Genomic DNA, 23,327 nt, shown 5'->3' with positions numbered 1-23,327 from the left:
GAAACGAGAGACCGTCCTCAAACCGAAGCCCTCACGCTCTGGTGATGTGACGGACCTTCCGGGCCGCAATGCCCGGAATGCTGAGACCTGACTACGGCCTCGGCAACGGTTGGACATGGCGGTGAACGTGTTGGCGGAAAAGAACTCCAGTTCATGGCCGGCGAAGAGCATTTCAGGGAAGTGCGGGGTCATGAAGAAGCCGAAGTGCCACATGCCGCCCTCGGCGACATTCATCGCCTCTTCCAGGCCGAGGCCGGGCAGAAGGGCGTCGACGAGGATGAGGTGGGAGATGTCCTCGGGGTGGGCGGCGGCCCAGGCGAGGGCGACCATGGAGCCGATGTCGTGGCCGGCCACGGCCACCGGACCGTTCAGATCGAGGGCCGTCAGAAGGCCGCGTATGTCGTCGGCCTGGTGGGTCTTGGCGTAGCCGCCTTCGGGGCGGTCGCTGTCTCCGGTGCCGCGCAGGTCGGGCACGACGACTGTGCGGGACTCGGCAAGGGCGGGCATGACGCGGGCCCAGGCGCGGGAGGTCTGGGGCCAGCCGTGCAGCAGGACCAGAACAGGTCCGCTGCCCCCGACGGCCACTGACAGGCGGGTGCTGTTGCTGGCGATCTTGTGGGTCGTGAAGCCGGCGGGAAGCCAGTCGGCCGTAGTCACGGGGAGCCGCCTTTCGTAGGGGCGAAAGCAATCGGAACGGGGTCCGCTGCGGAAGTAGGTCATACGTGCCGCCGGATGCCGCACGAGACGGCTCCGCCACCGAGGCTGGTGTGCCGGTGGCGGCGAAGCCACAGGTCAGGCGCTGCGGCGGGCGAGTCGGCGCAGGTGTTCCGCGCCGATCATGGTCAGCATGTCGGGGTGTTCGGGCTGCCAGCCCAGCTCCCGCTGGGCGCGGGGTGCGCGGATGCGGCTGGAGGCAGCCATGATCAGGGCGCCGAACTCACCCCACACCCCCACCGCTTCCTCGGCGGTGAGACTGCGGGCCTGCACATCGAGGTCTTCGGCGACCTTCTCCGCGATCCAGCGGTTGGGAGTCTCCCCGGCGGCCGCGTGGTAGAGCGCTCCTGTCTGTCCCTTGTCCAGGGCGAGAGCGAACAGACGGGCCACGTCGTCAACGTGGACGTGGCTGTAGGTGTTCAACCCTTCACCGACATAGTTGGCCGCACCGGTCACGGCGACAGACCGGTAGATCATTGACATGTGCCCGTGGTCGCCGGGGCCCCAGATCAGGCCGGGGCGGATGATCATCGTGCGCAGTTTCCGCTCGCCGGCGGCCAGGACCGTGTCCTCGGCGGCCTTGCGGAAGTCGGCCAAGGGCTCTGGCGTGAACGGGTCGTTCTCGGTGAAGACGTCCGGGCTCCACGACCCGCCGGTGCGCTGAAGCAGCACCCCGCTGCCGGACAGGAACATGAGCGTCTTGCCGGTACCGGCCAGCGCACCCATCAGTTCCCGCACGGTCGTGGTTTCCTGCTCCGCGCCGGTCTGGGCGGCGTAGATCGTCGCGTCCGCGGCCCGCGCCGCTTGGATGACGGCTTGTCGGCGTGTGTCCAGGTCGCCCGCGAGCGGGATGATGCCCTGGGCCTGAAGCGTGCCTGCTGCCTCTTCGGTACGTGCCAGTCCGGTGACCGTGTGCCCATGCGTCGTGAGGTGTCGGGCGAGAGCGCCGCCGACGAAGCCGGTGGCGCCGATCACGAAGATGTTCATGACCGTGTCTTCCTCAGGAGGGCAGGGCGCTCCGTTCGCCGCCGTCGGCGAACAGAACGGCACCGTTGACGTAGGAGCTGGACGCACTGACCAGGAACGAGACGACCTCAGCGATCTCGGCGGGGTCTCCGGCACGGCCGCGTGCGTTGGTCTTGTCCAGCATCGCCGTGTGTTCACCGAGCGCCGCCTTCGTGCCCTCGGTGTGCACAGGGCCAGGCGAAACGGCATTGACGCGCACGCCGGCGGGTCCGAACTCGGTGGCCCAGTAACGGGTCAGGATCTCCACGCCGGCCTTGGAGGCGCCGTACGCGGCACCAATGGGAGCGGGCATCCGGGCCGCGCTGGAGCCGACGATCACGATCGAGCCGTGACCTCGCTCGGCCATGCCTGGAGCCAGAGCTCCGACCAGGAGGAACGGGGCGCGCGTGTTGACCGCGATCTGCCGGTCGAAGCTCGCGGCATCACTCGCCGCGGTCGGCGCGAACTCATACAGGCCCGCATTGTTCACCAGGATGTCCACCGCGCCGGCCTCGGCGCCCAAGCGCAGCGTGTCCTCGGCATCGGTGAGGTCCGCGACGATGAAACGGGCGGTGCCGCCCTCGGCCGCTATCTCTTTGGCCAGGGCCTCGCCCCTGGCCTGGTCGCGGCCATGCAGCACGACCGTGGCGCCCTGGTGAGCCAGGTTCTGCGCGACGGCCCTACCGATACCCGACGTCGCTCCGGTCACGAGTGCAGTGCGGCCCTGCAAAGCGGTACTGATGCTCATGATGATCTTCCCTCTGTACTGCTGTCGGCACGCCGAACGGTTCACGTCCGGGGCGCGCCCTCACCCAAACAACTATGCACACAAGATGTTCTGTCCACAAGAACATCTTGTGGACAGCGTATTTCTGTTAGAGTGCGCGGGTGAGTGCATCCATGTCCGAGAAGAAGCAGCCCCGCGGTGAAGCCGCAGGCCTTGCGCTGGACACCGACCTGGGCTGGGCGATCCGCATGGTTTCCACGGCATTCCGCCGGGTTGCCACCGCCTCAGTTGCCGACCTGCCCGGGGGTGCGCGCGGCTACCTGGTACTGGTCGCCCTGGCCGGCGGCGGCAAGCCTCCCTCGCAGCTCGCCCTGGCAAAGGAGGTCAACCTGGATCGCACCGTGATGAGCTATCTCCTGGACGACCTCGAAGCACACGGACTGGTGACCCGCACGCCCGACCCGCGCGACCGGCGCGCACGCCAGGTCGTCATCACCGAGACCGGACACGAACTCCTGACCCAGGTACGCCACAGCCTCGACGCCGCCGAAGCGCGCCTCTTGACCGACCTCGACGACCACGAAGCAGAGCAGCTGCGCACCCTGCTCGCCCGCGTCGCACAGACCGCCCAGCGCGAAGTGATCACCCCCGGCGAAGCGGACTGCTGACGGTCGGCCAGTCGCCGTGGCAGGGGGCTCCGGTGCGGCGGCTGATCGCTGAACGGCCGGCCGAAGTGGTCCGGCCCAAGGTGTGGGTCATCGACGATGTGCCGTTTCCCGAGTGCGAGATGTCTTCGGGTGCAGCTCTCGCCGAGGGAGTCACGCGGTGGGCGCCCCGCCCGGCCGGATCAGTCCGCACTCGTACGCCAGGATCGTCGCCTGCACGCGGTCACGCAGCCCCAGCTTGGTGAGCAGAGCGTTGACGTGGGTTTTCACGGTACCGGTGGTCACACCGAGGTGAGTGGCGATCTCGGCGTTGGTGAGACCGGAGGCGATGTGCAGCAGTACTTCCCGTTCGCGCGGGGTGAGTTGGTCGAGGACGCCGGTGACGGCGGGCGGCGGAGGAGCTCCCTGGGCGAAGGTGTCGATGAGGCGGCGGGTGACGGCCGGGGCGAGGATGCCATCACCGGCGGCGACGACCCGGATCGCCGCCAACAGGTCTTCCGGCTGGGCGTCCTTGAGGAGGAAGCCCGACGATCCGGCGCGCAGTGCCTCGTACACGTAGACGTCGAGGTCGAAGGTGGTCAGGACCAGGACGCGTGGCCGGCTCTCCAGCGCGGTGATGAGCCGGGTCGCGGTCAGTCCGTCCATGCCGGGCATGCGGATGTCCATCAGCACCAGGTCGGGGGCCTCGCGGGCAGCGAGCGAAACCGCCGTCGCCCCGTCGCCGGCCTCGCCTATCACGGTCATGTCGGGTTCGGCGTCGACGATCGCGGCGAATCCGGCCCGGACCACCGCCTGGTCGTCGACGACCATCACGCGTATGGCGACGGGGGTACCTCCTGAACGGGGGCCGGAGACGGCCCGGCAGGCAGCGACACTCGTACCGTACCGGCCGTGTCGAGGGTGATCCGGCCCTCGGCGGACGTGGCCTGCACCCGTAGCCGTTCCGCGACCGGGCCCGCGACGGCCAGGCGTACCCCGGCGACGGTGATGTGCAGGGTGTTACGGCGCCGCCGCAGGGTCACCCGGGCCGGCCCCCGGTCGCCCGCACCGAGCGCCGCTTCCACCACGCGGTAGGCCGAAAGAGCCACCGGCACGGGCAGCCCCGCGACCGCTTCGGGTATCCCCCGCAGCGTCACTTCCCGTCCTGCCGAACGCAGTTGGTGGCACAGGGCGTCGAGTTCGGCGGCGGTCGGCTGGGGAGCGAGGCGCTGCCGCGACGCCTCCGCGTCTCCGAGGCTATGCAGCAGCTCACGCATCGCGGCCAGCGCCGAGCGGGCCTCCGCGGCCACCTCGTCCAGGCGCCCCTGGCGGGCCAGTTCCACCACGCCCGCCGTCCGCCGCAGGACCGCGTCCTGGAGGCTGACGGCCAGCCTGCGCCGCTCGTCCTCGGCGGCGGCCTCCGCCTGCCGTACGGAATCGGCGAGTTCGGAGTCCTCCCGTGCCAGGACGCGCAGCCTGCGCCCTCTGACGGCCACACCCGCAACCCACACCGGCGCGAGAAACAGGCAGATCACCAGCCCCATCGCCAGAGCGACGAGCACCGCGAGAGCCCACGCCCAGATCCCGCCCAGTGAGGACCCGTCCGCGACGGATCCGTCGGCGGCCGCCGTCGCCGTCACCGCACCGGCCAGTCCGAAGGCGGGGGCGACCGCCGCCGGCCAGGTCCGTCCGGCACCGCGGCCATAGGCCGCCACCGCGTACACGACCAGCAGCTCCGCACATCCGCCGCCCACCAGGAACTGCGCGAACCGCGACGGCAGTTCGGTGAACACGCGCACCACCGGCCACAGCCACGCCGTGGCCATCACCCCGGCCAGCGCCGCCCAGGGCGCCCGCCGCCGCCACAGCAGGGGCAGCGCGTGCAGGGCCAGCAGCACAGACAGTACGCCGATGGAGGAGAGGGCCCAGCCGCCCCGGTCCGTCCACTCCTCCGCGGCCACGAGCGCGACGAGCAGCGGAGCCACCGTCGCCGTGAACGCGAGCGCGCCGTCCGTCAGCCGCTGCTCCCGCAGGAAGTCCCGCCGCCTGGAGCGTACGACGGGCCGCCGCGGACCGGTGCTGTCGGGCAGCGTGGCTCGCACCCGCCAGCCCCCGCCCGGCCCGGGACCGGCGGTGAGTTCGCCGCCGACGGCCGCCGCGCGCTCCCGCATCCCCGCGACCCCGCGCCCGGATCCCAGGCCCGCTCCGGCGGGTTGTGCCGAGGCACGCGGCGGGTCGTTGTCCACGGCGAGGTCCAATGCTCCCTCCTCCCGCCGTACGTCGATCCGGACGGCGGCGCCGGGCGCGTACCGCAGCGCGTTGGTGAGGGCTTCCCGGACGATGCCGAAGACCGCCTCGCCGGCCGGTCCGGCCAGATCGTCGGGCATCCGGGTGGCGATCGGCCGGCCCAACCGGCCGAAACCGGCGACCAGTTCCTCAATCGGACGGGTCATCGGCCGAGGCCCGGGGCGGAGTTCCGGACGACCCGCACCGCCCGCACTGCCAGCACCGCACATGCCTTCCTGAACGCCATTGGTGCCCATAACACCCGTAACGCTTACAAGGTTTGCGTGGCTTGCGCCGTCCGGGTCACGCGCGGTGTCTGCGGTGTCCGCCTGCTCCGTCGTCCGCATCACCGCGACCAGTCGCCGGATCGCGGTCAGGGTCTCGCCGCCCGTCCGTTCGGCGAACGCCAAAGCCTCGACGGCCAGTTCGGGCCTGCTGCCGCCGAGTCGGCGGGCCGCGTCGACGGTGACCACGACCGATGTCAGGTGGTGAGCGCTGACATCGTGCAACTCCCGGGCCAGCCGGTGGCGTTCGATGTCACCCGCCCGCTGTCTGCTCTCCTCGGCCCCGGCCAGCAGCCGGGCCGCCGTCAGCCGTCCGGCGAGCCACTGGCGTCGCGCCGCGCCCAGCCCGGCGCAGGTCACGTACACGACGGCAGCGATCGCCAACTCCGACACGAGGGAGGGCCGCAAGCCGATCCGTACGGTGGACAGCCCCCAGTCGCACGCGGTGGTGGCGGCGAGGGCGAGGACCGTGACGCGAGTGGGGCACCGGACCGCTACGGAGTACAGCGCGAACAGCGGGCCGACGTCGGCGGAGCCGTCGGTCGACAACGACTGGACCACCAACGACGCTCCGAGCGTCCACCCCAGCGCCGCGACCGGCGTGCGCCGCCGCCACCCCAGCGCCACGGTCTCCACCACCACGGCGGCCACGATGACGACGAAGGCGGCGGGGCTGGGCAGTTCGCCCTCCCGCAGGGTGTTTCCGGGCAGGAACCAGGCCGCCTGCCCGACCGCGAGCAGTGCGGGCAGCAGCCAGTTACGGATGGTCTCCATGTCGGACACGAGCGTAGGGCGCGACGCGCCCCCGAGCAGCCTTCTCCGGCCAGCTCGTTCCGGTTCCATCCAGCTCTATCCGGCTCTATCCAGCGATAGAGAGAGCGGTCCTGCCGAGGGCCGATGACCCGGCCCTCGCCCGCGGACAGTCTGTAGCCATGACGAATCCACTGTGCGCCGAGCAACTTCCCTACCACCGGCTGGCCCTTGCCTCCGCCCGTCACCGCTGGTGGCGGCCGCTGGCCGGAACCCTGTTCATAGCCGGGGGCTGGCTGCTGGCCCTGATCCTGCTGTCCTCCGCCGCCGACAGCTGGGGCAACCACCAGGGCTACCCCAAAGATCACGACGGCTTCGCCGAGTTCGGCCCGGTCACCGGCACCGCCCTGGACCTGCTGTACATCGTGCTGGCTATTCCACTGGTCCTGCTGGCCGTGCGGTGGATCGGCCGCCGCCCCATCGGCACGGCGTCGTCGGTCACCGGACGGCTGCGCGGGCGCTGGCTGGGACTGTGCCTGCTGGTCGCGCTACCCGTCTTCGCCGCGGTCGACGCTGCCGCCCTCCTGCTGCCCTCCGACGACACTCCGGCCCCCGGATGGGCGGGCTGGCACGTCTTCCTGCCCGCGCTGGCCATGCTGCTGGTACTGGTCCCGCTCCAGGCCGCCGCCGAGGAGTACGTCTTCCGCGGCTGGCTGACGCAGGCGGTCGGCGGCTTCTTCCGGTCTCCCTGGATCGCGGTCGTGCCCCAGGCAGTCCTCTTCGCCGCGGCCCACGGCTGGGGCACCCCGTGGGGCTTCGCCGACCTGGTCGTCTTCGGTCTGGCGGCCGGCTGGCTGACAGTACGGACCGGGGGCCTGGAGGCGGCCATCGGTCTGCACGTGATCAACAACCTCATCGCCTTCGGCCTCGGAGCCGCCGTCGTCGACGGCCTGAAGAACGACGACACGGCGGCCGACGCGACCTGGCAATGGGTGGCGGTCGACATCGTGGCGATCGCGGCGTACGCAGCGGTCGTGCTGTGGTTCGCCGCCCGCCGCCGGGACACCCTCGCCCGCGCCGTCGCCGCCCCGGCTCCGCTGTCGACCACCCCACTCCCCCAGCCGCTGCCACGGTACGTACCGCCCATGCACTCGTCCCCACAGGCCGCTCCCCCTGTCTCCGTCTCTGCCACTCCTAGCCGAAGCCGCTGACCGCCATGGACATCACCACACTCGTCATCGTCCTGAGTACGCTCGTGACCCTGGCGGGCGCCGTGCTCTCCGTAGGGAACGAGCCCGCGCTGTGGACATGGCCGGTCGCCGCCCTGGTCGCCGTCCTGCTGAGCGGTGTGCTCCTCGACCTGCCGCTGCTGGCCTCCACCGTCGGGAACAACGCGATCGCCTCGTGGTGTGTCAGGCTCGCGGCGATGTCCACGACCAGCGCGGTACTCAGTCTCCTGACCAACCGTGGCAGCCAGACGAACCCGTCCGACGACGCCTCCAAATGACACCCCGTCGGAACCCGACGCGCGGACATTCCGTTGGGTGTTGGGTGCCGTGGTGGGTGACGCCTGCGGGTCGTAGGGGTGGTAGCCCCGAGCCGCGGCACACCCTCGCCGCCGGGTTGGCTCGGCGGCGAGGGTGAACCGTTCGTGCGCGGGGCTGTCTTCGCCTCGGCCGGTGGTCGGTGACGATGTGGACGCTCCGTGGGGCCGTGCCGAAGTGGTCGCCCGTCTCGTCAGGCGGCGTCCTCTTCGGGGTGTTCCTCGACGCTGTGGGAGTCGGTGAGGCTGAGCGCGCCGCCCGCGGCGATCAGGCCGACGACGATGGCGAGGACGCCGTACGTGACCCGTTCGCCGTGGAAGAAGGACGCCACCAGGCCGTGGCTCCAGGTGCCGGCGGGCAGTTGGGTGGTGACCAGGGCGGCGATGAGGGTGCCGACCACCGCGGTGCCGATGCTGGAGCCGACCTCCTGGGCGGTGTCGTTGAGGGCGGCGCCGATGGAGGTGCGGTTGGCGGGCATCGCGTCGACGAGTGCGACCGCACAGATCGTCATCACGGTCCGCAGTCCTACGGTCATGATCACCATGCAGGCCGCGATGGCACCGTATCCGTGATCGACGCCCCAAGACAGCCCCGCCAGCGAACCGGCCAGGCAGGCCGCGCCCACCAGGCAGGCGATGCGGTGGCCGAAGCGGCGGCCGAGCCATTCGGACAGGGGGGTCGCGACGAGCATGGTCACGATGATCGGCAGGTTGGCCAGCCCGGCACGCACCGGGCTCCACCCGTAGGCGTACTGGAAGTGCAGGATCAGGCCGAACATGATGCCGGCCATCGCGATGGACGTACCGACCTGCGCGATGGTCGCACCCCGGACGGTGCCGTTCGTGAACAGACCCAGATCCAGCATGGGGGCGGCGCTGCGGTGTTCGTGCCGGACGAACGCGATCGCGGCCGCGACCGCCCCGGCGATCGACAGCAAGGTGATCGTGGAGAGCCAGCCGTGCTCGACGCCACTGGTCAGCGAGTAGCAGGCGAGCCCGATGGCCGTGACGCTCAGGACTGCGCCGGGTACGTCGAGCGCGTCCTTGGTCAGGTCCTCGGCCCGGTCGGCGGCGACGCCGAGGCGTACGCCGACGCAGGCGATCAGGGCGATGGGGGCGTTGACGACCAGCAGCCACTCCCACCGCACGTGGGCCAGCGCGGTGCCGCCGAGCAGGGGGCCGAGGACGAAGCCGGACATGCCCACGACGATCATCACCGTCATGGCGCGCATCCGCAGCGCCTTGTCGTCGAAGAGGCGGAAGACGAGGGAGTTCGTGATCGGGGCCATCGCGGCGGCGGCTATGCCGAGCGCGGCCCTGAGGGCGATGAGCTCGCCCGCCGTGGTGACGAGGACGACGCACAGGCTCAGCGAGCCGAACACGCCGAGCCCGATCAGCAGTACTCGGCGACGGCCGAACCGGTCGGCTGTCGACCCGGCGGTGAGGAGCAGTCCGCCGAAGGTCAGCGAGTAGGCGCCGGTCACCCACTGCAGTGCGGTTGTCCCGCTGCCGAGGTCGCGGCCGATCGTGGGCAGGGCGATCGAGAGCAGTGTGTTGTCGACCATTTCGACGAAGAAGGCCAGGCAGAGGGCTGCCAGGGGTATCCACGCCGCTCGTAGGGACGGGTAGACGCGTGCGGGTGAGTGCAGCGTGGTGGTGGTCATCACAGGCCTTCCGGTCGAACATCGTTCGGTCATCGAACGGCGAACGGTCATCGAACGTTGTACGGGTATCGAACATCGTACGATGCGGTACGATAGAACAACGTTCGATACGATGCAAGACGCGACGTGAAAAGCGAGGAGACGACAGCCATGGCACGCCTTCAGAGCCGCTCTGGTACGGGACGCCGACGGGCCTCGCACTCGATGGAGTCCGTCCTCACGGAGGCGGTGGCCCTGCTGGACGAGGCCGGCCCGTCGGCCCTCACCTTCCGGGCACTCGCCCAGCGCCTCGGCGGCGGAGTGGCCAGCATCTACTGGTATGTCGACAGCAAGGACGAACTCCTCGACCGTGCCACCGACCACGTCATGGCCACGGTCCTGGTCGACATCGAGAGCCTTCCGCACCGCGACGACCCGATCGACGCCCTGCGCGAGATGGCACTGACGCTCTTCGACAGGATCGTCGAACGCCCCTGGCTGGGCGACTACTTCATGCGCAACACCGACGTCCAGGGCAACGCCCTGCGCCTCTACGAGAGGCTCGGCCAGCAGACGCTCCGCCTCGACCTCACCGCCCTCCAGCGGTTCTACGCGGTGTCCGCCGTCATCGGCGTCGTCGTCGGCTCCGCCGTCGATCTCGGCCAGCAGCCGCCCCAGGAGGTCCTCGACGGCGCCACGACCCGCGAGGAATTCCTCAGCCGCTTCGCGAAGAGCTGGCGGGAACTCGACCCCGAGGAATTCCCGTTCGTCCACGAGATCGTGGACGACTTCGACGGCCACGACGACGTCGACCAGTTCCGCTCCGCACTGGAACTCACCCTGACCGGCCTGCGCCTCCAGGCCGGCGCCTGAACCGACCGCCCACCAACACCACGCGGCACGTGGTCGGTCAATCGTTTACGGGACACCTGGACGGAGCGTCTGACCCCGACCAGGACAATCGTGCCGCGTACCCCGACGGCCGACGGAGTGCGCGAACCCAAGGCCGCGCTGCGGGAGTCGGGTTCGTCGAGCGCGCAAGTGTGCACGCCTGGCTCCAACATCGGCGGCGTCACGACGCGCAAGGCGGCCAGTCTCACGGCGAGGACGCAGGTCTCATCATCAGTCAGCAACAATCTTCAACTTGCCACCGAGCGCCTTGACGTAGGCGGCGAGGGTGTCGACCTCGCTGCGTTCCAGTTGCCCCTTCACGCTGCGCGAGACGCGACTCGCGCCGGTCATCCGCAGATGGTTTCCTCTTCAGGGGTTTCCTTGCCCCTCAGTTGCTGCTCGCGCCCACCGCGGTGGCGGACGTCCGGGTGAGGATCTCGCTCGCCTGGTCGATCACTGCCCGCGAGGCGTCGTTCAGGCAGGCGTAACCGCTCCGTGCCTCTCCCCCCGTCGCCGGCCCGCGACCGGACGGCGACCAGTTGCCGGTTCCCTCCCGCCCGTTCGCACCAGTCGTCGACCGGGTACACCTGACGCACCGTCGCGCGCGCGTTGGCGTCATCGCTCCGGACGTAGAACTCCAGCACCGCGCCCGCGCTGAGAGGAGTCGACGGGGACCGGGAAACCGGACTGAACGAAACGATGACACGGACCCTGAGCGGGCGCCCCTCGGCAGGACGACCTGCCACCCCCGACTCGGCTCCCGGGACAGACCAGCCCGCCGGATGTCGGTGAACCCGGGCGGCGCCCAGGATGCCGGCGGTGCTGCCGCAGTTCGCTCCGGAGGCGGGGAGGAGGGCCAGGTCTGCACCACCACACCGACCGCCGCGACGTCGACTGTGGCGGTGGCGCCCGCCAGCCAGCCAGATACGACGACGGCGCCGGTACGCCGTCACCCGCTGCCGGATCTCCTGGACCCATCGGGGATTCGAGCCCGCCGGGGTGGCCCGGGCCAGCATCAGACGCAGCGGTTCTTCTTCCGGCCTCTGTGCCGTCTCTTCTTCCGAACGCGGCACGGCTGTTCACCGACTGCCAGGAGATGTGACGGCGTGAGCTGGCGGCGCAGGAGCCGAAGTGCTTTGGCGGCCTGGCTCTTGACCGTGCCGGGACGGCAGCCCAGTACCGGGGCGGTCTCCTCCACACTCAGGTCCTCGAAATAGCGCAGCACCACCACCCGCTGCCGTGGCGGCAGTTGACGGATCACGGAGGCCAGCGACTGCTCCAGATCGATGTCGGCGAAGACATTCCGGGCCGGGGAGACCTCCGGGAGGTCCCCCGTGGGTGTCTCGCCCCGCCAGCGCCGTCGCCACCAGGTCGCGTAGCCGTTGACCAACGCCCGGCGCGTGTACGCCTCTGGGTTATCCCCCGCGATGCGCGACCACTTGGGCCACACCCGGGCCAGAACCGTCTGCAAAAGATCCTCTGCCGCGTGTGCGTCGCCCGTCAGGAGCCATGCGGCCCGGTACAAGCGGTCCCCGCGGGTGGCGACGAAGTCCTCGAATCCCGACTCGCCGTCCGCCGCCGATTGGCTCACTCCGTCGCGCCCCTGCCCTCGTCGTCCCTCCCGTACCCCGTCAACCACACGGCGTGGCCGAACGGTTGCCCGCTCGGGCGCAGTGAACTGTCCGGTCGCCATCAACCTAGCGCCGCCGTGAGGGCCTTGGATCCGCCGACAGCCGCTGTCCGCAGGGAGGTGTGGGCCAGGTCGAGGGTGATCGTCGGCCGGTCGGCGACCCGCTGGGCGAAGCCGCGGTCGGTCCCCGCGATGATCAGGGCGAGTCGGTGTCCTGCCGGGACGGCGTGGTCGGTGGCCGCGAGGTCGAGAGTCAGTGTGCAGGGCTTGCCGGGCGCCAGCGCGGCGACCTTGTGGGCGTCGGCGCAGGTTCGCAGGGCGGCCCAGCCCCGGCTGAAGACGGTGGAGGTGACGTGCGTGGTGTCGGCCTCCGTCTGCTTGTAGCAGGCGCTGTCCGCGGTGGTGCTCGCGCCCCAGCAGGTCCGGCCGACGAGCGTGGTGATGCCCGGGCCACCGGAGCCGTATTGCCGGATGGTCGCCGGTCCGGTTGCGAGTACACCGCTTTGCTCTCCCCGGACAGGCCCGGCTCGCCCGCCCCGGACCCGTCCGGCCCGCTCACCGCCGGAGAGGCCGACCGGCCCGTCTCCGTCGTCGACGGACCTCCCAGGAAACGAAGGCCGGCCGGCAGCACGGCGGCCACCGTGGCTGCGATCACCGCCACGGTCAGCGGCGCGCGCGGCCCGCGTCGGCGAGGTGACGCATCAGATCGGTGGGAACGCATGGACGCAGCCTCCGGTCGCTCGGCATTCGTACACAGAGCAGACAATTCCGCACGATCGCGGGGCCATCGCCTCCATGCCGTCAACAACCTGGATACCGTTGGAAGTTGCCCTGTTCCGGAAACGTCTGTCGGCCACCGCTGCTCCAGCCGCGTGTTGCTCAGGCGCAGCCCCAAGACTTCCAGGACTTCGGTGGGCAGAGCAGCCGATCACCCGACATCAGGCCTTCAGGCTCAGCAGATCGACTGCAAGGACATGCGGGTAGATAAAGAACAAGGTGAGTGTCTGTCTGAAATCTGGAGCCGTTCCGTGGATCGCCCTCATTCTGAAACCGTGTCCGTGGATCATGGAGTGACAACGACTCCGTGGAGGCACTGAGTGACGATCTCGATCCGTCCCGCCCAGGACGGGGAAGCGGGCTTCCTGTCTGATCTGGCGCTCCGCTCAAAGGCCCACTGGGGGTATGACACGGCGTTCCTTGAGGCGTGTCGGGAGGAACTCACGCTCAGGGATCCACAGTTGGCCACACGTCGGACGGCTGTTGCGGAACGCGACGGCCGCATCGTGGGGTTCACGACTCTTGAAGGTGTGGCGCCGCAGGGTGTTCTCGGCATGATGTTCGTCGATCCGGATGCGATCGGGCAGGGTGTCGGCCGTCTGCTGTTCACGCATGCGGTGGAGACTGCCCGGGCGCTGGGGTTCACCGGGTTCACCATCGACGCCGACCCCAACGCCGAGCCATTTTACGAGGCCATGGGCGGTGTCCCCACCGGCCGTGTACCCTCCGGGTCGATCTCCGGCCGGACCCTCACCCGGTACCAGCGCACGATCCCGGAGTGAAGTCCTGCGTCCTCCCCCACGTGCAGACCGCACCGTCACCGGTCTCGAACACGCCGGAGCTGCCGCAGTAATCAGCACGGACGTCCTCCCCGGGCTGATCCACAGGTTCTGAGCGTTGCTCGCGTCAGCTCATCGCGGGGATGAAGGTCCGTCACGGGACAGACTTGAGAGACAGGCATCCCGCTAGGAGGACTCGTGAACGCTTTCACCAGCGGCCTTCGCACCAGTCAGGGCCGCTCAAATGGCGAGGGCTATGACAAGTTGGGTGACGGCAACCACGGGAACCCGGCGGACTCCGACCACAACAGCTGAAACCAGCGCGGCTACCGCCACACACACGGCCTTCCACAGGTAGGCATCCGGCGTTGCGCCGCAGTGCTGCGCGCCGAAGGCCGACCAGTACGACGAAATCCAGAAAAACCAGATCACCCCTAGAGCCGACAACTCCAAAACAGCCAGGCCCACGGACAGGGACACGGCCCGACCAGTACGTTCAGGATCTGCACTCACCCGGCGCCTGTGTCGCGATGGACCTGCCCGGCCCCGACCGCTCCGAGGGGACCTCGGCCCCGGTCTCACACGGTGAGGGCGAAGCTGTCCACGACATGATCCACGCTGCTCCGAGTCACTGTCGTCTCAAGGCCAGGACCCGGTCGCGAGTCCCATGCGTGTGGGCTCCGGCGACCTGGCAGTTCAGGTGGTCATGAATCAGGTGCGTGCGACGTTGCCGAGCGAGGCTCGCAGGTCGTTCTCGCCGACGAGCAGCGGGGGCAGGGGGGTTGTGTTGGCCGGGTTGAGGGAGTCGAAGAGCAGGGTGATGAAGCGGGCGCGCAGTGAGGGTGTGGTGCCGGGGAGCGCGAGGCCGGCGACCGCCATGACGAGGAAGTGAGGGATGTCCTCGGCCGTGAGGTCGGCACGGATCTCGCCGGCCTGCTGTGCGCGCACCAGAAGTGGATGGAGTGAGGCACTGAAGCGCTGGAGGACTTCCACTGCGACGTCGGCAAAATTGCCGGCGAAGGTGACCAGTCCCCGCTCTTCGGTGATCAGGTCGAGGAGATGCGTGGCGATGTCCTGAAGGGCCTGGCGGGTGTGCGGGGAGTCGGCGGCTCGCTCGATGAGAGGGAGCAGGTCGGTTTCCAGGATGTCCTCCAGGACTGCCCGGACGATCGCCTCACGGTTGGGGAAGTGCCGGTAGAGCGTGGCGATGCCTACGCCGGCCTCTGCGGCGATCTGTTCCAGAGAGGCTTCGCCTCTGCCCAGCACCGTCCGCCCCGCGATGACGATGCGCTCCATGCTGGAGCGGGCATCGACCCGGCGTCGACCCGTGCGGCCGTCCGTAGTTGCCATCTGTGTCTCTTCTCTGACGTCCGAGGAGGCCGCTGATTCGATAGAAGCCTACCGCATCGATAGTTGACTACCAGTTCGGTAGTACCCTCTCACTTCTTGGTGCGGTCCGAACCGTCGGACCGCCTGGATCAGAGGGAGAACTCTGTGTCCGTTCTGCTGTACCGGCTGGGCAGGTTCGCCTACGGCAAGCCCTGGTACGTCATCGGAGGTTGGCTCGCCGTGCTGGCGGCGATCGTCCTTCTGCTCGTGACCAGTCCGGTCAAGCTCAGCAACGAAGTCCGCATCGACGGCACCCCGTCCCAGAAGGTCATCGACGGATTGGCCACCTCCCTGCCGGAGGCCTCCGGCGGCCAGGGCATGCTGCTCTTCACGGCCCCGGAAGGCGCCCGGATCGACGACGCGAAGGCACGGCCCGCCCTCTTGGCCGCCGTCGACGCTGTCTACGGCCATGACCACGTCATCGACGCCAGGAAAGCCCTGGCCCGGGAAGTCACCCGGGGCGAGAACAGCCCACTGCTGCGAGCTCAGGCGGCTGTTGCCCAAGCCGCCGGGCGACCGTCCTCGGGCAAGGCACCCGTTCCCTTGCAGCAGGGAGGTCAGCCGGTGCCGGGGGTCATCGTCTCCGCCGACGGCTCAACGGCGCTGATGCAGTTCCAGTTCGACGAGCAGACCTTCGAACTTCCTTCCGGCACGATCGACAGCACCATCCGGGCCGCCGAGCAGCAGGCCACGCCCGCCGGCCTGGAAGTCCTGCCGTCGGCGGCGATGATGGAGATCCCCGAAATCATCGGCGTCGGGGAGATCGTCGGCGTCGTCGTGGCGGCTGTTGTCCTGCTGATCACTCTGGGGTCTGTCATCGCGGCGGGTCTGCCGCTGATCATCGCCCTGGCCGGCGTCACGGTGGGTGTCGGCGGCGCCTTCACCCTCTCCACCCTGTTCGAGATCCACTCACTCGCCGCGGTGCTGGCGCTGATGCTGGGGCTGGCCGTCGGCATCGACTACGCACTGTTCATCGTCAACCGGGAACGCCGGCTGATCCTCGACCAGGGCATGGACCCCCACGAAGCGACCGGCCGCGCACTCGGCACCGCCGGGAGCGCGGTCTTCTTCGCCGGCAGCACCGTCATCATCGCTCTGGCCGGGCTCCTGGTCATCGGCATCACGCTGCTCAGCACCATGGCCATCGTCGCGGCCGGCACGATCGCGATCGCTGTCCTGCTCGCCCTGACCCTGCTGCCCGCCCTGCTGGGCCTAGTCAAAGGACGCATCTGCCCCACCCGTACCCGGCGAAGGGATCAGGAGCGGGCAGGCGGCGCCGAGCGCACCCGGGCCGTCCGCTGGGGAGCACTACTGGTCCGCCACCGGTACGCCGCCCTCGCGGCCTCGATCCTGATCCCGGCGATCCTGGCGGTGCCCGCTGCCGGCATGAAACTGGGCCTACCCTCCGGCGCCAGCTACAACACCGACACCGGGCAGCGACGCAGCTACGACCTGGTCAGCGACGCCTACGGGCCCGGCTACAACGGCCCCCTTCTGATCGCCGTCGGCTCAACCACAAACGGAAGGCCCCTCACCCCCGCGACCCTTGCCGCGGTGACCTCGGACCTGCGAAACATCAAGGGCACCACATCGGTCTCCCTGGCCGGGATGAACCAGACCGGCACCACCGCCATCCTCAGCCTGATCCCCGGCAGCGGCCCGAACGACGACGCCACCAAGGATCTTGTCACCGCCGTGCGGGACAGAAGCATGCAGATCGACGCGGCCCACGGCACTGTCATCGGTATCGCCGGTTTCACCGCCCTCGCGATCGATGTCTCCGACCGGCTTGCCGACGTCCTTCCGCTCTACGTGGCCACCGTCCTCGGCCTGTCCCTCATCGTCCTGCTCCTGGTCTTCCGCTCCTTCTTGGTCCCGGTGACGGCCACCCTCGGCTTCCTGCTGAGCATCGCCGCCACCTTCGGCCTCACCACGGCCGTCTTCCAGTGGGGCTGGCTGCAGAGCCTGATCGGACTCGACGCCACCGCACCGGTCGTGAGCCTGCTGCCCATCATCATCACCGGCGTCCTCTACGGGCTCGCCATGGACTACCAGATGTTCCTGGGGACCTCCATACGCGAAGCACACGTCCACGGCGCCACCGCCATCAACGCCACCGTCACCGGCTTCGCGCGTGCCAGTTCCGTCGTCCTGGCGGCGGCCACCATCATGGTGTCCGTCTTCGCCGGCTTCGTCTTCAACGCCCAGCCCATGATCAAACAGGCCGGCTTCGCACTGGCCGTAGGCATTCTCATCGACGCCTTCGTCATCCGAATGACCTTCATCCCGGCCACCATGGCGCTCGCCCAGGAGAAGGCCTGGTGGATTCCTGCCCGGCTGAACCGCTTGCTGCCCGATCTCGACGTCGAAGGCGACAAGCTCGCGCAGAAGATCCCGCTGCCCCACCCCGCCCCAGCCCACCAGGCGGAGACCATCAGCTGACCGGCCGCACCGCCCCCTCCCACACCGTCATCAGGTCATCCGAAAGGGACAAGGCGGTCCCAGTCAGGCCGCCTTGTCCCTTTCGGACCGGAGAACGCCCAGCGCGGCTCGGCAGTCATGGTGGCCTCCGCGACGACCGAGGGGTGGTGCACGCAGGGACCATGTCGTCGGCCGTAGAGCGGGCGTCTTACGGATATCCGGCTCAAGGCCCTGCTTCCCGGCCCCGCCACCGCGCTCGGGCATCGGTGACAACGCCAAGGCCGTCACCAGCTCTCGGCAGTGCCACGCCGAGCAACAAATGCACTGGCACCAAGCCCGGTTGTCGGGCTGCACCGCAGCGGCCCGCATGGCCCATGCCGACGCGCGCAGGGTGGCGGACGCCCTCGCCGAACTCCCATGGCGCGACGCCCTGCGCACCATTCCCTAGGACGGGAAGGTCGACACCCAGGAGTACGCGTGCACGTCGTCTCCGAGAACACTCTCGCCAAGACCGCCCCGATGAGCATGCGGTCTGCCTGCGGGCCGACGCCGGACAGCAACTTCCTGGACCTGACCGACATTTTTGCAGGCCGTTGCAACGTACGGCACACGGCCCGGTCCCACGAGCGCGTCGTGCACCCCGGCCTGCAGCCAGTCAGCCTGGTTGCCGTCAGCCTCGACAACTGCGAGGGCGACAACTTCACGGCGGCCACTGTCCCGATTCGGGCCAAGGCCTCCGAGGTCTGTCGCGTCACCGCCGCGTCCTCTGCATCCAGCAGCGGCACCACCAGCACGTCCGCAGCCTCAGGAACATCGGTGAAGGAAGCGAGGTTACGCCCAGCCCGAACACGTTGTGTCCACGAAGGAGACGACGCCTCAGCCAAGGCCACCTCCAACTCACTACGCCAGAAATGCCTACGACGTCGTCCAGCCGCACCCGGTGATCGCGGCCGTGGCGGCTGCTGCGGTGGTGATCGGCGCGGTCACCTGCGTAGCGACCACGGCAGGGGGGTTGCGGACCTGTCCTGCTCGCAGCGAGCTGAATAACGAGGACCCTGGTAGAGCTTGGTCAGGTCGGCTGGGGTGGTGCGCGTCCTGCGGGTCCGGTGTGACGTTGAAAGTGTGTGACTCCGGACGAGATGGCTGCGGTGCGTGGTGAGTTGGAGGCGTTCGCGGCGGAGGTGTTCGAGCCGTTCGCGCGCAGGGATCAGCGCCGATGGGGGCAGGTATATCTACGAGGGCTTCTGACCGACGGGCAGCGTAAGTCGGTCGAGCCGATGGCCGCCGGGCTCGGGAAGGACGGAAATCGCCAGGCGCCGACCAACTTCATCACCACCAGCCCCTGGGACCCGGCGCACTTCCGGGCCCAGCCCAGCTCGCCTGGCGGATAGAGGAGGCGATCGGGCCCAACGCATTCGTGTTCGACGACACAGGGTTCCTCAAAGGCGGGAGCGCCTCGGCGTGTGTGTCGCGGCAGTACACCGGCACCGCGGGCAAGGTCACCAACTGCCAGGTCGACGTCTCGCCCCATCTCGCGTCCGACCACGCCTCCGCGGCCGTCAACTGGCGACTGTTCCTGCCCCAGACCTGGGATCCCGCCTCGCCGAAGGCCGATGCGGACAAGGTCGCCCGTCGCACCGCCTGCGGCATCCCGGACGATGTCGGGCATGTGGAGAAATGGCAGCTGGCTCTGGACATGCTCGATGAGACCCGCTCCTGGGGCATCGAGGTGCCGCTGGCCATCGCGGACGCCGGATACGGCGACGCCGCCGCCTTCCGGCACGGACTGCAGGAGCGCGGCCTGAACTACGTGGTGGGGATCTCCACCACGCTCTGCGCCCAGCCCGCCGACGCGGTGCCGATGGCCCAGCCGTACTCCGGGACGGGACGCCCGCCGGTGGCGAAGTATGGGCCGCGCCTTCAACGGATGGCACCACCACGTCACCCTCGTCCCCGTCGCGCACGCCTTCTGCACCCTGCAACGACTGGCCTGGCCCCCAAAAGACGCAGCACTGGCCTGAACTCTCTGCAAAGTCGTCCGCGAGCTACAGACACTCCTCACCCTCTGGACCAGCGCCTGCCCCGCCTGCCACCGCGACATACCCACACTCATATCAACCTGACCAGGCAATACTGGGGATCAGCCTGGTCCGGCTACAGCGCACCCCAGTGCGCCAGACCCCGAAGAGCCGCTGTGCGCCCGCGGTCGGGCACGGTCCACAGCGTCTGGCCCCTGAGCCCCCATCGTTCGAGCAGAGCGTTGGCGGCCATGAATCCACTGGTCGCCGCGCGCTCCATCAGCGCCACCGGCAGTTCGGTGCGGACCAGGTCACCGGCGACCACGAGGCACGGATCGCAGGTGCGGACGGCGGGCCGGTCGTCGTATCCGCCGACCGGGAACAGCGGGCAGTCGGAGCGCCATTCGTGCCGCTCGTCGACGATCCCGGCAGCACGCGTCTCCGGATAGACCGTGTGCAACTGCTCGAGCAGGCGCTTCTGCTCCACGTCACGGTCCAGGCCTTCCGTCAGGGAGTAGGCATGGAGTTCCACCACGGATCCGCCCGTGCGCGCCGCCCATCGAGCCGCCTCACCCTCCCAGCGTTCCAGGACACTGACGTTGTCGAGGCCGCCGAAACCGCTGGTGCCGAGGAAGCCCTGCCGGTCGCGTTCGACGGGTGTGTCGAGCCAGAGTCGCGACACGAGAAAGGGAGGGGCGTTGCGCAGGCGGGCCACCCGGTCGCGCCAGGGGCCGTCGGCGAGTTCAGGGGATCGCTCGACGACGGATCGCAGTCCCGCCGTGTCCAGGGCGAGCACGGTCGTGTCGTGCCGAACCACGTCTTCGGCCGTGGCCACGACGAAGCCTCCATCCCTCGTGGGAGTGATGTTCTCCACGGCGGTGGACGTGCGGAGGGCGACGCCATGGCCCTGAAGGTAGCGGCCGAGAGGGTCCCACAGAGCTGAGGGGAACGGCTCGTCGGGGACGTCGAAGAGCAGTCCTTCCGAGGAACCGAGGAAGTAGATGTGGAACATCAACAGCATCTCGGCGGCGGACAGTTCGCGGGGGTCGGCGAAGAAGCTGCGGGAGAAGACCTCGAACGCGAGGTGGTGCGCCGCCTGCGGGAACCCGATCGACTCCAGGAAGTCGTGGGCGCTGACGTGGTCGAAGCGCGCATAGACGTCGGGCACCCGGACATCGAGCATGGGCAGGGCTGCTGACGGGTTCATCCGGGCCAGGTCGCGGATGCGGAAGGTGGGGCTCAGAGCGGCGAATCCGAGCGCGCTCAGCGGCGGGGTCCGTGGGACGTGCCGGAAGCTGTCCTGCAGTCCGCTGCTGTGGAGGAGCGGATAGTCGGCGAGCCCGGTCAGGCGGTGCAGTCCGGGGTCTGTCCGGCGCAGCAGCCCGCGCAGGTTGTAGTACTGGCGAAAGAAGGCGTGGAAGCCGCGGCTCATCGTGGCCGTCGTGCCGTCAAGCAGATCGACCCGCCATCCGGCGAGGCGTCCCCCGAGGGCCGGTTCGCGCTCGTAGAGCGTGACGCGCACTCCCCGTTCGGCGAGGGCGGTCGCGGCTGCGAGTCCGGCGACGCCGCCGCCCACCACAGCCGTCGTCGGCGGGGTGGTGCCGTCGAACCGCAGGGCTCCGGGCTTCGGCGTCAGGACACGGGCTTGCCTGTCCCTGCCCCGACGGGCCGCCCCTCGCGCCGGCCCGGCCTTCACTGGTCACCTGCCACGGCGGCGAGCGCTCGACGGGCGACGAAGGTGTGGGTGATCCCGGCCTGCCACCCTGGCAGGGGCAGGGTGCGCACGAGGTCGAACCCGGCAGCCCTCACCCGGCCGGCGAACTGGTCGGCCGTGTCGAACTCCACCACGCTGCGCCACAGATGGCGGTACAGCCGACCGTCTCCGAGCGCGGTGGCCACGGGCAGCACGATGCCGCCGCACACCGCGGTCCACATCGCGCGGTGGGCGGGCCGGCCGCTGAGGGTGTACTCGTGCACCGCCAACCGTCCGTGCGGCACGAGAAGGTCGTGCACCGTCGCCAGTACGCCGTCGGGGTCGGCCGCGTTGCGGAAGAGATAGGCGGCGAACACCGCGTCGAAGGGAGCGTCGATGCCACTCTCCGCGAGGCGCTCCGCGGGAGCGTGTACGAAGGTGACGTTGCTGGGCCAGTGTTTGGCGGCCGCTTGCTGCAGCATGCCGGCGGAGGCGTCCACCGCGGTGATGCGCGCCTCGGGCAGCAGGGCTGCGAGTGCGGCTGTCGAGGCACCCGTTCCGCAGCCCAGGTCCAGTACGCGCAGTCCGCGGCCCCCGTTGTGCAGGCCGAGCCGGCGTACCGAGCGGCGCAGGTGCGCGTGATAGCCGGGGTTGGCGGCTGTCAGGACGTCGTAGCTGCGAGCAGCGTGGTCGAACGCCGCGGCCAGGTCCTCGTCGCGCAGCAGGGTCATCGAGTCTCCTTGAACAGCGGACCACGTCCGCGGGACGGTCATGGCCGGGGAAAGGGGCGGCGGGGCAGGTACAGGAGTTCTGCCGCGGATGTGAGCATGGGCAGGACGGGGGTGCGCACTCCTACGGCGATGTCTTCGTGGAGATGGGTGCGACCGTCGAGGAAGCGCAGAAGCCGCTTCATGGGGACCTGGGAGAAGAGGCGGGAGAAGAAGGCCGCGCCGTCGACGCGTCCGCTGTCCAGGGCTCGCAGCATGACGGCGTCCATGGCGCGGGAGCGGGCCGAGTGGGCGGGAGGCGGCAGTGGTCGCCTCCCTTCTCCGAGCGCGTCGGCGATGGCGCGGGCCTGGCGTTGTGCGGCGGCGAAGGTGTAGCCCGTGGAGGGACGGGTCGCGCCTCCGGCGGCACCGATGCGGAACACCGACGGCGCGGTCTCTCGGGCGAACCGCGCGTCTGTCATGGGGATCACTCCCGTCTCGGTGTCCACGATGTCGATGTCGCGCAGGCCGAGGACGTCCGTGGTGTAGTGCCGCAGCGCGGACTCGTAGGCCGGTCGTGTGAGAAGGGTGGACGAGAACTCCGTGTACTCCACCAGGGCCTGGTTCCGCTCGATGGGCAGGAGGTAGCCGAAGGACAGTCCGTGCGCCGGCTGGGGGGTTCTGAAGTCCATGAGCTCGACCGTGTCGGGGTCGAACTGCGGCCGGTCGGAGCGGATGAACCAGCCGTGGAAGTGCTGGAGCAGGGTCGTGCGGGCCGCCGGGAGGCTGCCGAGGGGGCGGGAGTCGAAGACCCAGCGGGCCCGGACGGAGTGTGGGCGACCGTCGGCGGTGCGGATGTGGACGAGGGCTCCGTCGCTGACGCTTTCCACGGTCTCGGCGGTCGCCTCTACGCATCGGACGTGCTCACTCTGCGCCAAGTCACGGTGGACGAGCTTCTCGAAGTCTTCCGAGCGGATCATCTTGTACCGCAGTGGCGCGATGTCGTCGGCGATGGCCGGCCCGTGTGGAGGACGTACGCGCAGCGTCTGCCATGCCGCGATCAGAACGTGGTCGTACGGTCCGTGGTCCTGCTCCCAGAAGCACCACGTGCGACTCGGCGGCCGCAGTGGTCCGGGGGGAGCGTCGATCAGGAGCACCGAGACTGTGCGGCTCCCGGGCTGGGGCCGTGAGAGCCGGTGCGCCAGGGACAGTCCGGCAGCCCCCGCCCCCACGATCGCAACGTCCGCCTCGAGCACCTGCTCTCCTTCCCTGCGCGGGCACCATGCACGGTCTCGCAAGCATTCCTGATCCGGGTCCCTTCCGGATGCAGGCTGGGCTGCGCGTCCGGGAACGGACCGGCAGGGCCAGAGGGGAAAGCGCTCGACCTGAAGCTTCGGGCTGACGGCCCCTCAGCCCGGCATCCAGA

General features: G+C 69.5%; 21 protein-coding genes and 1 pseudogene. 9 read left to right on the top strand and 13 right to left on the bottom strand.

Annotation, left to right across the window (positions count from 1 at the left end; translation table 11 throughout):
* The 3 genes from ACIRB1_RS44245 to ACIRB1_RS44235 all read right to left on the bottom strand — a co-directional run.
* A partial coding sequence (locus tag ACIRB1_RS44245) for an alpha/beta fold hydrolase (protein WP_403469650.1) occupies positions 1-657 on the bottom strand: 657 nt, incomplete at its 3' end.
* Between the two features lie 135 nt (positions 658-792).
* Positions 793-1,701, bottom strand: coding sequence for an NAD-dependent epimerase/dehydratase family protein (locus tag ACIRB1_RS44240; RefSeq protein WP_403469649.1), 909 nt, complete (start codon positions 1,699-1,701; stop codon positions 793-795).
* A 13-nt stretch (positions 1,702-1,714) separates the two neighbouring features.
* Positions 1,715-2,467, bottom strand: coding sequence for an SDR family NAD(P)-dependent oxidoreductase (locus ACIRB1_RS44235; protein ID WP_403469648.1), 753 nt, complete (start codon positions 2,465-2,467; stop codon positions 1,715-1,717).
* Between the two features lie 152 nt (positions 2,468-2,619).
* Here ACIRB1_RS44235 and ACIRB1_RS44230 point away from each other — a divergent pair, with 152 nt between their 5' ends.
* Positions 2,620-3,114, top strand: a complete 495-nt coding sequence (locus ACIRB1_RS44230) for a MarR family winged helix-turn-helix transcriptional regulator (protein WP_403469647.1) — start codon at positions 2,620-2,622, stop codon at positions 3,112-3,114.
* Between the two features lie 150 nt (positions 3,115-3,264).
* Here the strand turns inward: ACIRB1_RS44230 and ACIRB1_RS44225 are convergent, their stop codons facing one another.
* The gene (locus ACIRB1_RS44225; RefSeq protein WP_403469646.1) at positions 3,265-3,921 is read right to left on the bottom strand and encodes a response regulator; all 657 of its coding nucleotides are present in this window, start codon (positions 3,919-3,921) and stop codon (positions 3,265-3,267) included.
* On the bottom strand, positions 3,921-6,434 hold the full coding sequence (locus ACIRB1_RS44220; RefSeq protein WP_403469645.1) for a histidine kinase: 2,514 nt from the start codon (positions 6,432-6,434) through the stop codon (positions 3,921-3,923). Before ACIRB1_RS44220 ends, ACIRB1_RS44225 begins: the two co-directional genes overlap by 1 nt.
* 158 nt (positions 6,435-6,592) lie before the next feature.
* Between ACIRB1_RS44220 and ACIRB1_RS44215 the strand changes: the two genes are divergently transcribed.
* Both ACIRB1_RS44215 and ACIRB1_RS44210 read left to right on the top strand, forming a co-directional pair.
* Positions 6,593-7,621: a lysostaphin resistance A-like protein gene (locus tag ACIRB1_RS44215; protein WP_403469644.1), complete on the top strand. Its 1,029-nt coding sequence runs from the start codon at positions 6,593-6,595 to the stop codon at positions 7,619-7,621.
* Between the two features lie 5 nt (positions 7,622-7,626).
* Positions 7,627-7,917: a hypothetical protein gene (locus ACIRB1_RS44210; protein WP_403469643.1), complete on the top strand. Its 291-nt coding sequence runs from the start codon at positions 7,627-7,629 to the stop codon at positions 7,915-7,917.
* Positions 7,918-8,147: 230 nt separating this feature from the next.
* Here ACIRB1_RS44210 and ACIRB1_RS44205 read toward each other — a convergent pair whose 3' ends face one another.
* Entirely contained in the window at positions 8,148-9,617 is a 1,470-nt protein-coding gene (locus ACIRB1_RS44205; RefSeq protein WP_403469642.1) for an MFS transporter, read from the bottom strand.
* Positions 9,618-9,821: 204 nt separating this feature from the next.
* Between ACIRB1_RS44205 and ACIRB1_RS44200 the strand changes: the two genes are divergently transcribed.
* Complete coding sequence (locus ACIRB1_RS44200; RefSeq protein ID WP_403469654.1) at positions 9,822-10,469, top strand: TetR/AcrR family transcriptional regulator; 648 nt, start codon at positions 9,822-9,824, stop codon at positions 10,467-10,469.
* Between the two features lie 1,033 nt (positions 10,470-11,502).
* Here the strand turns inward: ACIRB1_RS44200 and ACIRB1_RS44195 are convergent.
* Entirely contained in the window at positions 11,503-12,078 is a 576-nt protein-coding gene (locus ACIRB1_RS44195) for a SigE family RNA polymerase sigma factor (protein WP_403469641.1), read from the bottom strand.
* A 101-nt stretch (positions 12,079-12,179) separates the two neighbouring features.
* Positions 12,180-12,560 (bottom strand): CocE/NonD family hydrolase C-terminal non-catalytic domain-containing protein, encoded by a 381-nt coding sequence (locus tag ACIRB1_RS44190; RefSeq protein WP_403469653.1) that lies wholly within the window; start codon positions 12,558-12,560, stop codon positions 12,180-12,182.
* 654 nt (positions 12,561-13,214) lie between these two features.
* On the opposite strand from ACIRB1_RS44190, the gene ACIRB1_RS44185 reads away from it, so the two are divergent.
* Complete coding sequence (locus ACIRB1_RS44185; protein WP_403469640.1) at positions 13,215-13,676, top strand: GNAT family N-acetyltransferase; 462 nt, start codon at positions 13,215-13,217, stop codon at positions 13,674-13,676.
* 237 nt (positions 13,677-13,913) lie between these two features.
* Here the strand turns inward: ACIRB1_RS44185 and ACIRB1_RS44180 are convergent, their stop codons facing one another.
* On the bottom strand, positions 13,914-14,186 hold the full coding sequence (locus ACIRB1_RS44180; protein WP_403469639.1) for a DUF6234 family protein: 273 nt from the start codon (positions 14,184-14,186) through the stop codon (positions 13,914-13,916).
* Positions 14,187-14,384: 198 nt separating this feature from the next.
* Complete coding sequence (locus tag ACIRB1_RS44175; protein WP_403469638.1) at positions 14,385-15,023, bottom strand: TetR/AcrR family transcriptional regulator; 639 nt, start codon at positions 15,021-15,023, stop codon at positions 14,385-14,387.
* Between the two features lie 144 nt (positions 15,024-15,167).
* On the opposite strand from ACIRB1_RS44175, the gene ACIRB1_RS44170 reads away from it, so the two are divergent.
* The 4 genes and pseudogenes from ACIRB1_RS44170 to ACIRB1_RS44155 form a co-directional block, all read left to right on the top strand.
* Positions 15,168-17,504, top strand: a complete 2,337-nt coding sequence (locus tag ACIRB1_RS44170) for an MMPL family transporter (protein WP_403469637.1) — start codon at positions 15,168-15,170, stop codon at positions 17,502-17,504.
* 298 nt (positions 17,505-17,802) lie between these two features.
* Complete coding sequence (locus tag ACIRB1_RS44165) at positions 17,803-17,931, top strand: hypothetical protein (protein ID WP_403469636.1); 129 nt, start codon at positions 17,803-17,805, stop codon at positions 17,929-17,931.
* A 676-nt stretch (positions 17,932-18,607) separates the two neighbouring features.
* Positions 18,608-18,874: a transposase gene (locus tag ACIRB1_RS44160; RefSeq protein ID WP_403469635.1), complete on the top strand. Its 267-nt coding sequence runs from the start codon at positions 18,608-18,610 to the stop codon at positions 18,872-18,874.
* Between the two features lie 26 nt (positions 18,875-18,900).
* Positions 18,901-19,332, top strand: a pseudogene (locus ACIRB1_RS44155) (transposase); the annotation flags it as partial.
* Positions 19,333-19,637: 305 nt separating this feature from the next.
* Here the strand turns inward: ACIRB1_RS44155 and ACIRB1_RS44150 are convergent.
* Genes ACIRB1_RS44150 through ACIRB1_RS44140 form a run of 3 tightly spaced genes read right to left on the bottom strand, consistent with a single transcriptional unit; the run spans position 19,638 to position 23,157 of the window.
* Entirely contained in the window at positions 19,638-21,197 is a 1,560-nt protein-coding gene (locus tag ACIRB1_RS44150; RefSeq protein ID WP_403469634.1) for an FAD-dependent oxidoreductase, read from the bottom strand.
* Positions 21,194-21,925: a methyltransferase domain-containing protein gene (locus ACIRB1_RS44145; RefSeq protein ID WP_403469633.1), complete on the bottom strand. Its 732-nt coding sequence runs from the start codon at positions 21,923-21,925 to the stop codon at positions 21,194-21,196. The genes ACIRB1_RS44150 and ACIRB1_RS44145 overlap by 4 nt, the downstream gene beginning before the upstream one ends.
* Positions 21,926-21,963: 38 nt before the next feature.
* A complete protein-coding gene (locus ACIRB1_RS44140; protein WP_403469632.1) occupies positions 21,964-23,157 on the bottom strand; it encodes a lycopene cyclase family protein in 1,194 nt (397 codons plus the stop codon).
* Positions 23,158-23,327: the final 170 nt, after the last annotated feature.

This window comes from Streptomyces sp. NPDC096013 (genome assembly GCF_044763565.1).
Classification (GTDB): domain Bacteria; phylum Actinomycetota; class Actinomycetes; order Streptomycetales; family Streptomycetaceae; genus Streptomyces.
The sequence above is the reverse complement of the archived record's forward strand: the minus strand, read 5'-3'. Positions and strand labels throughout refer to the sequence as shown.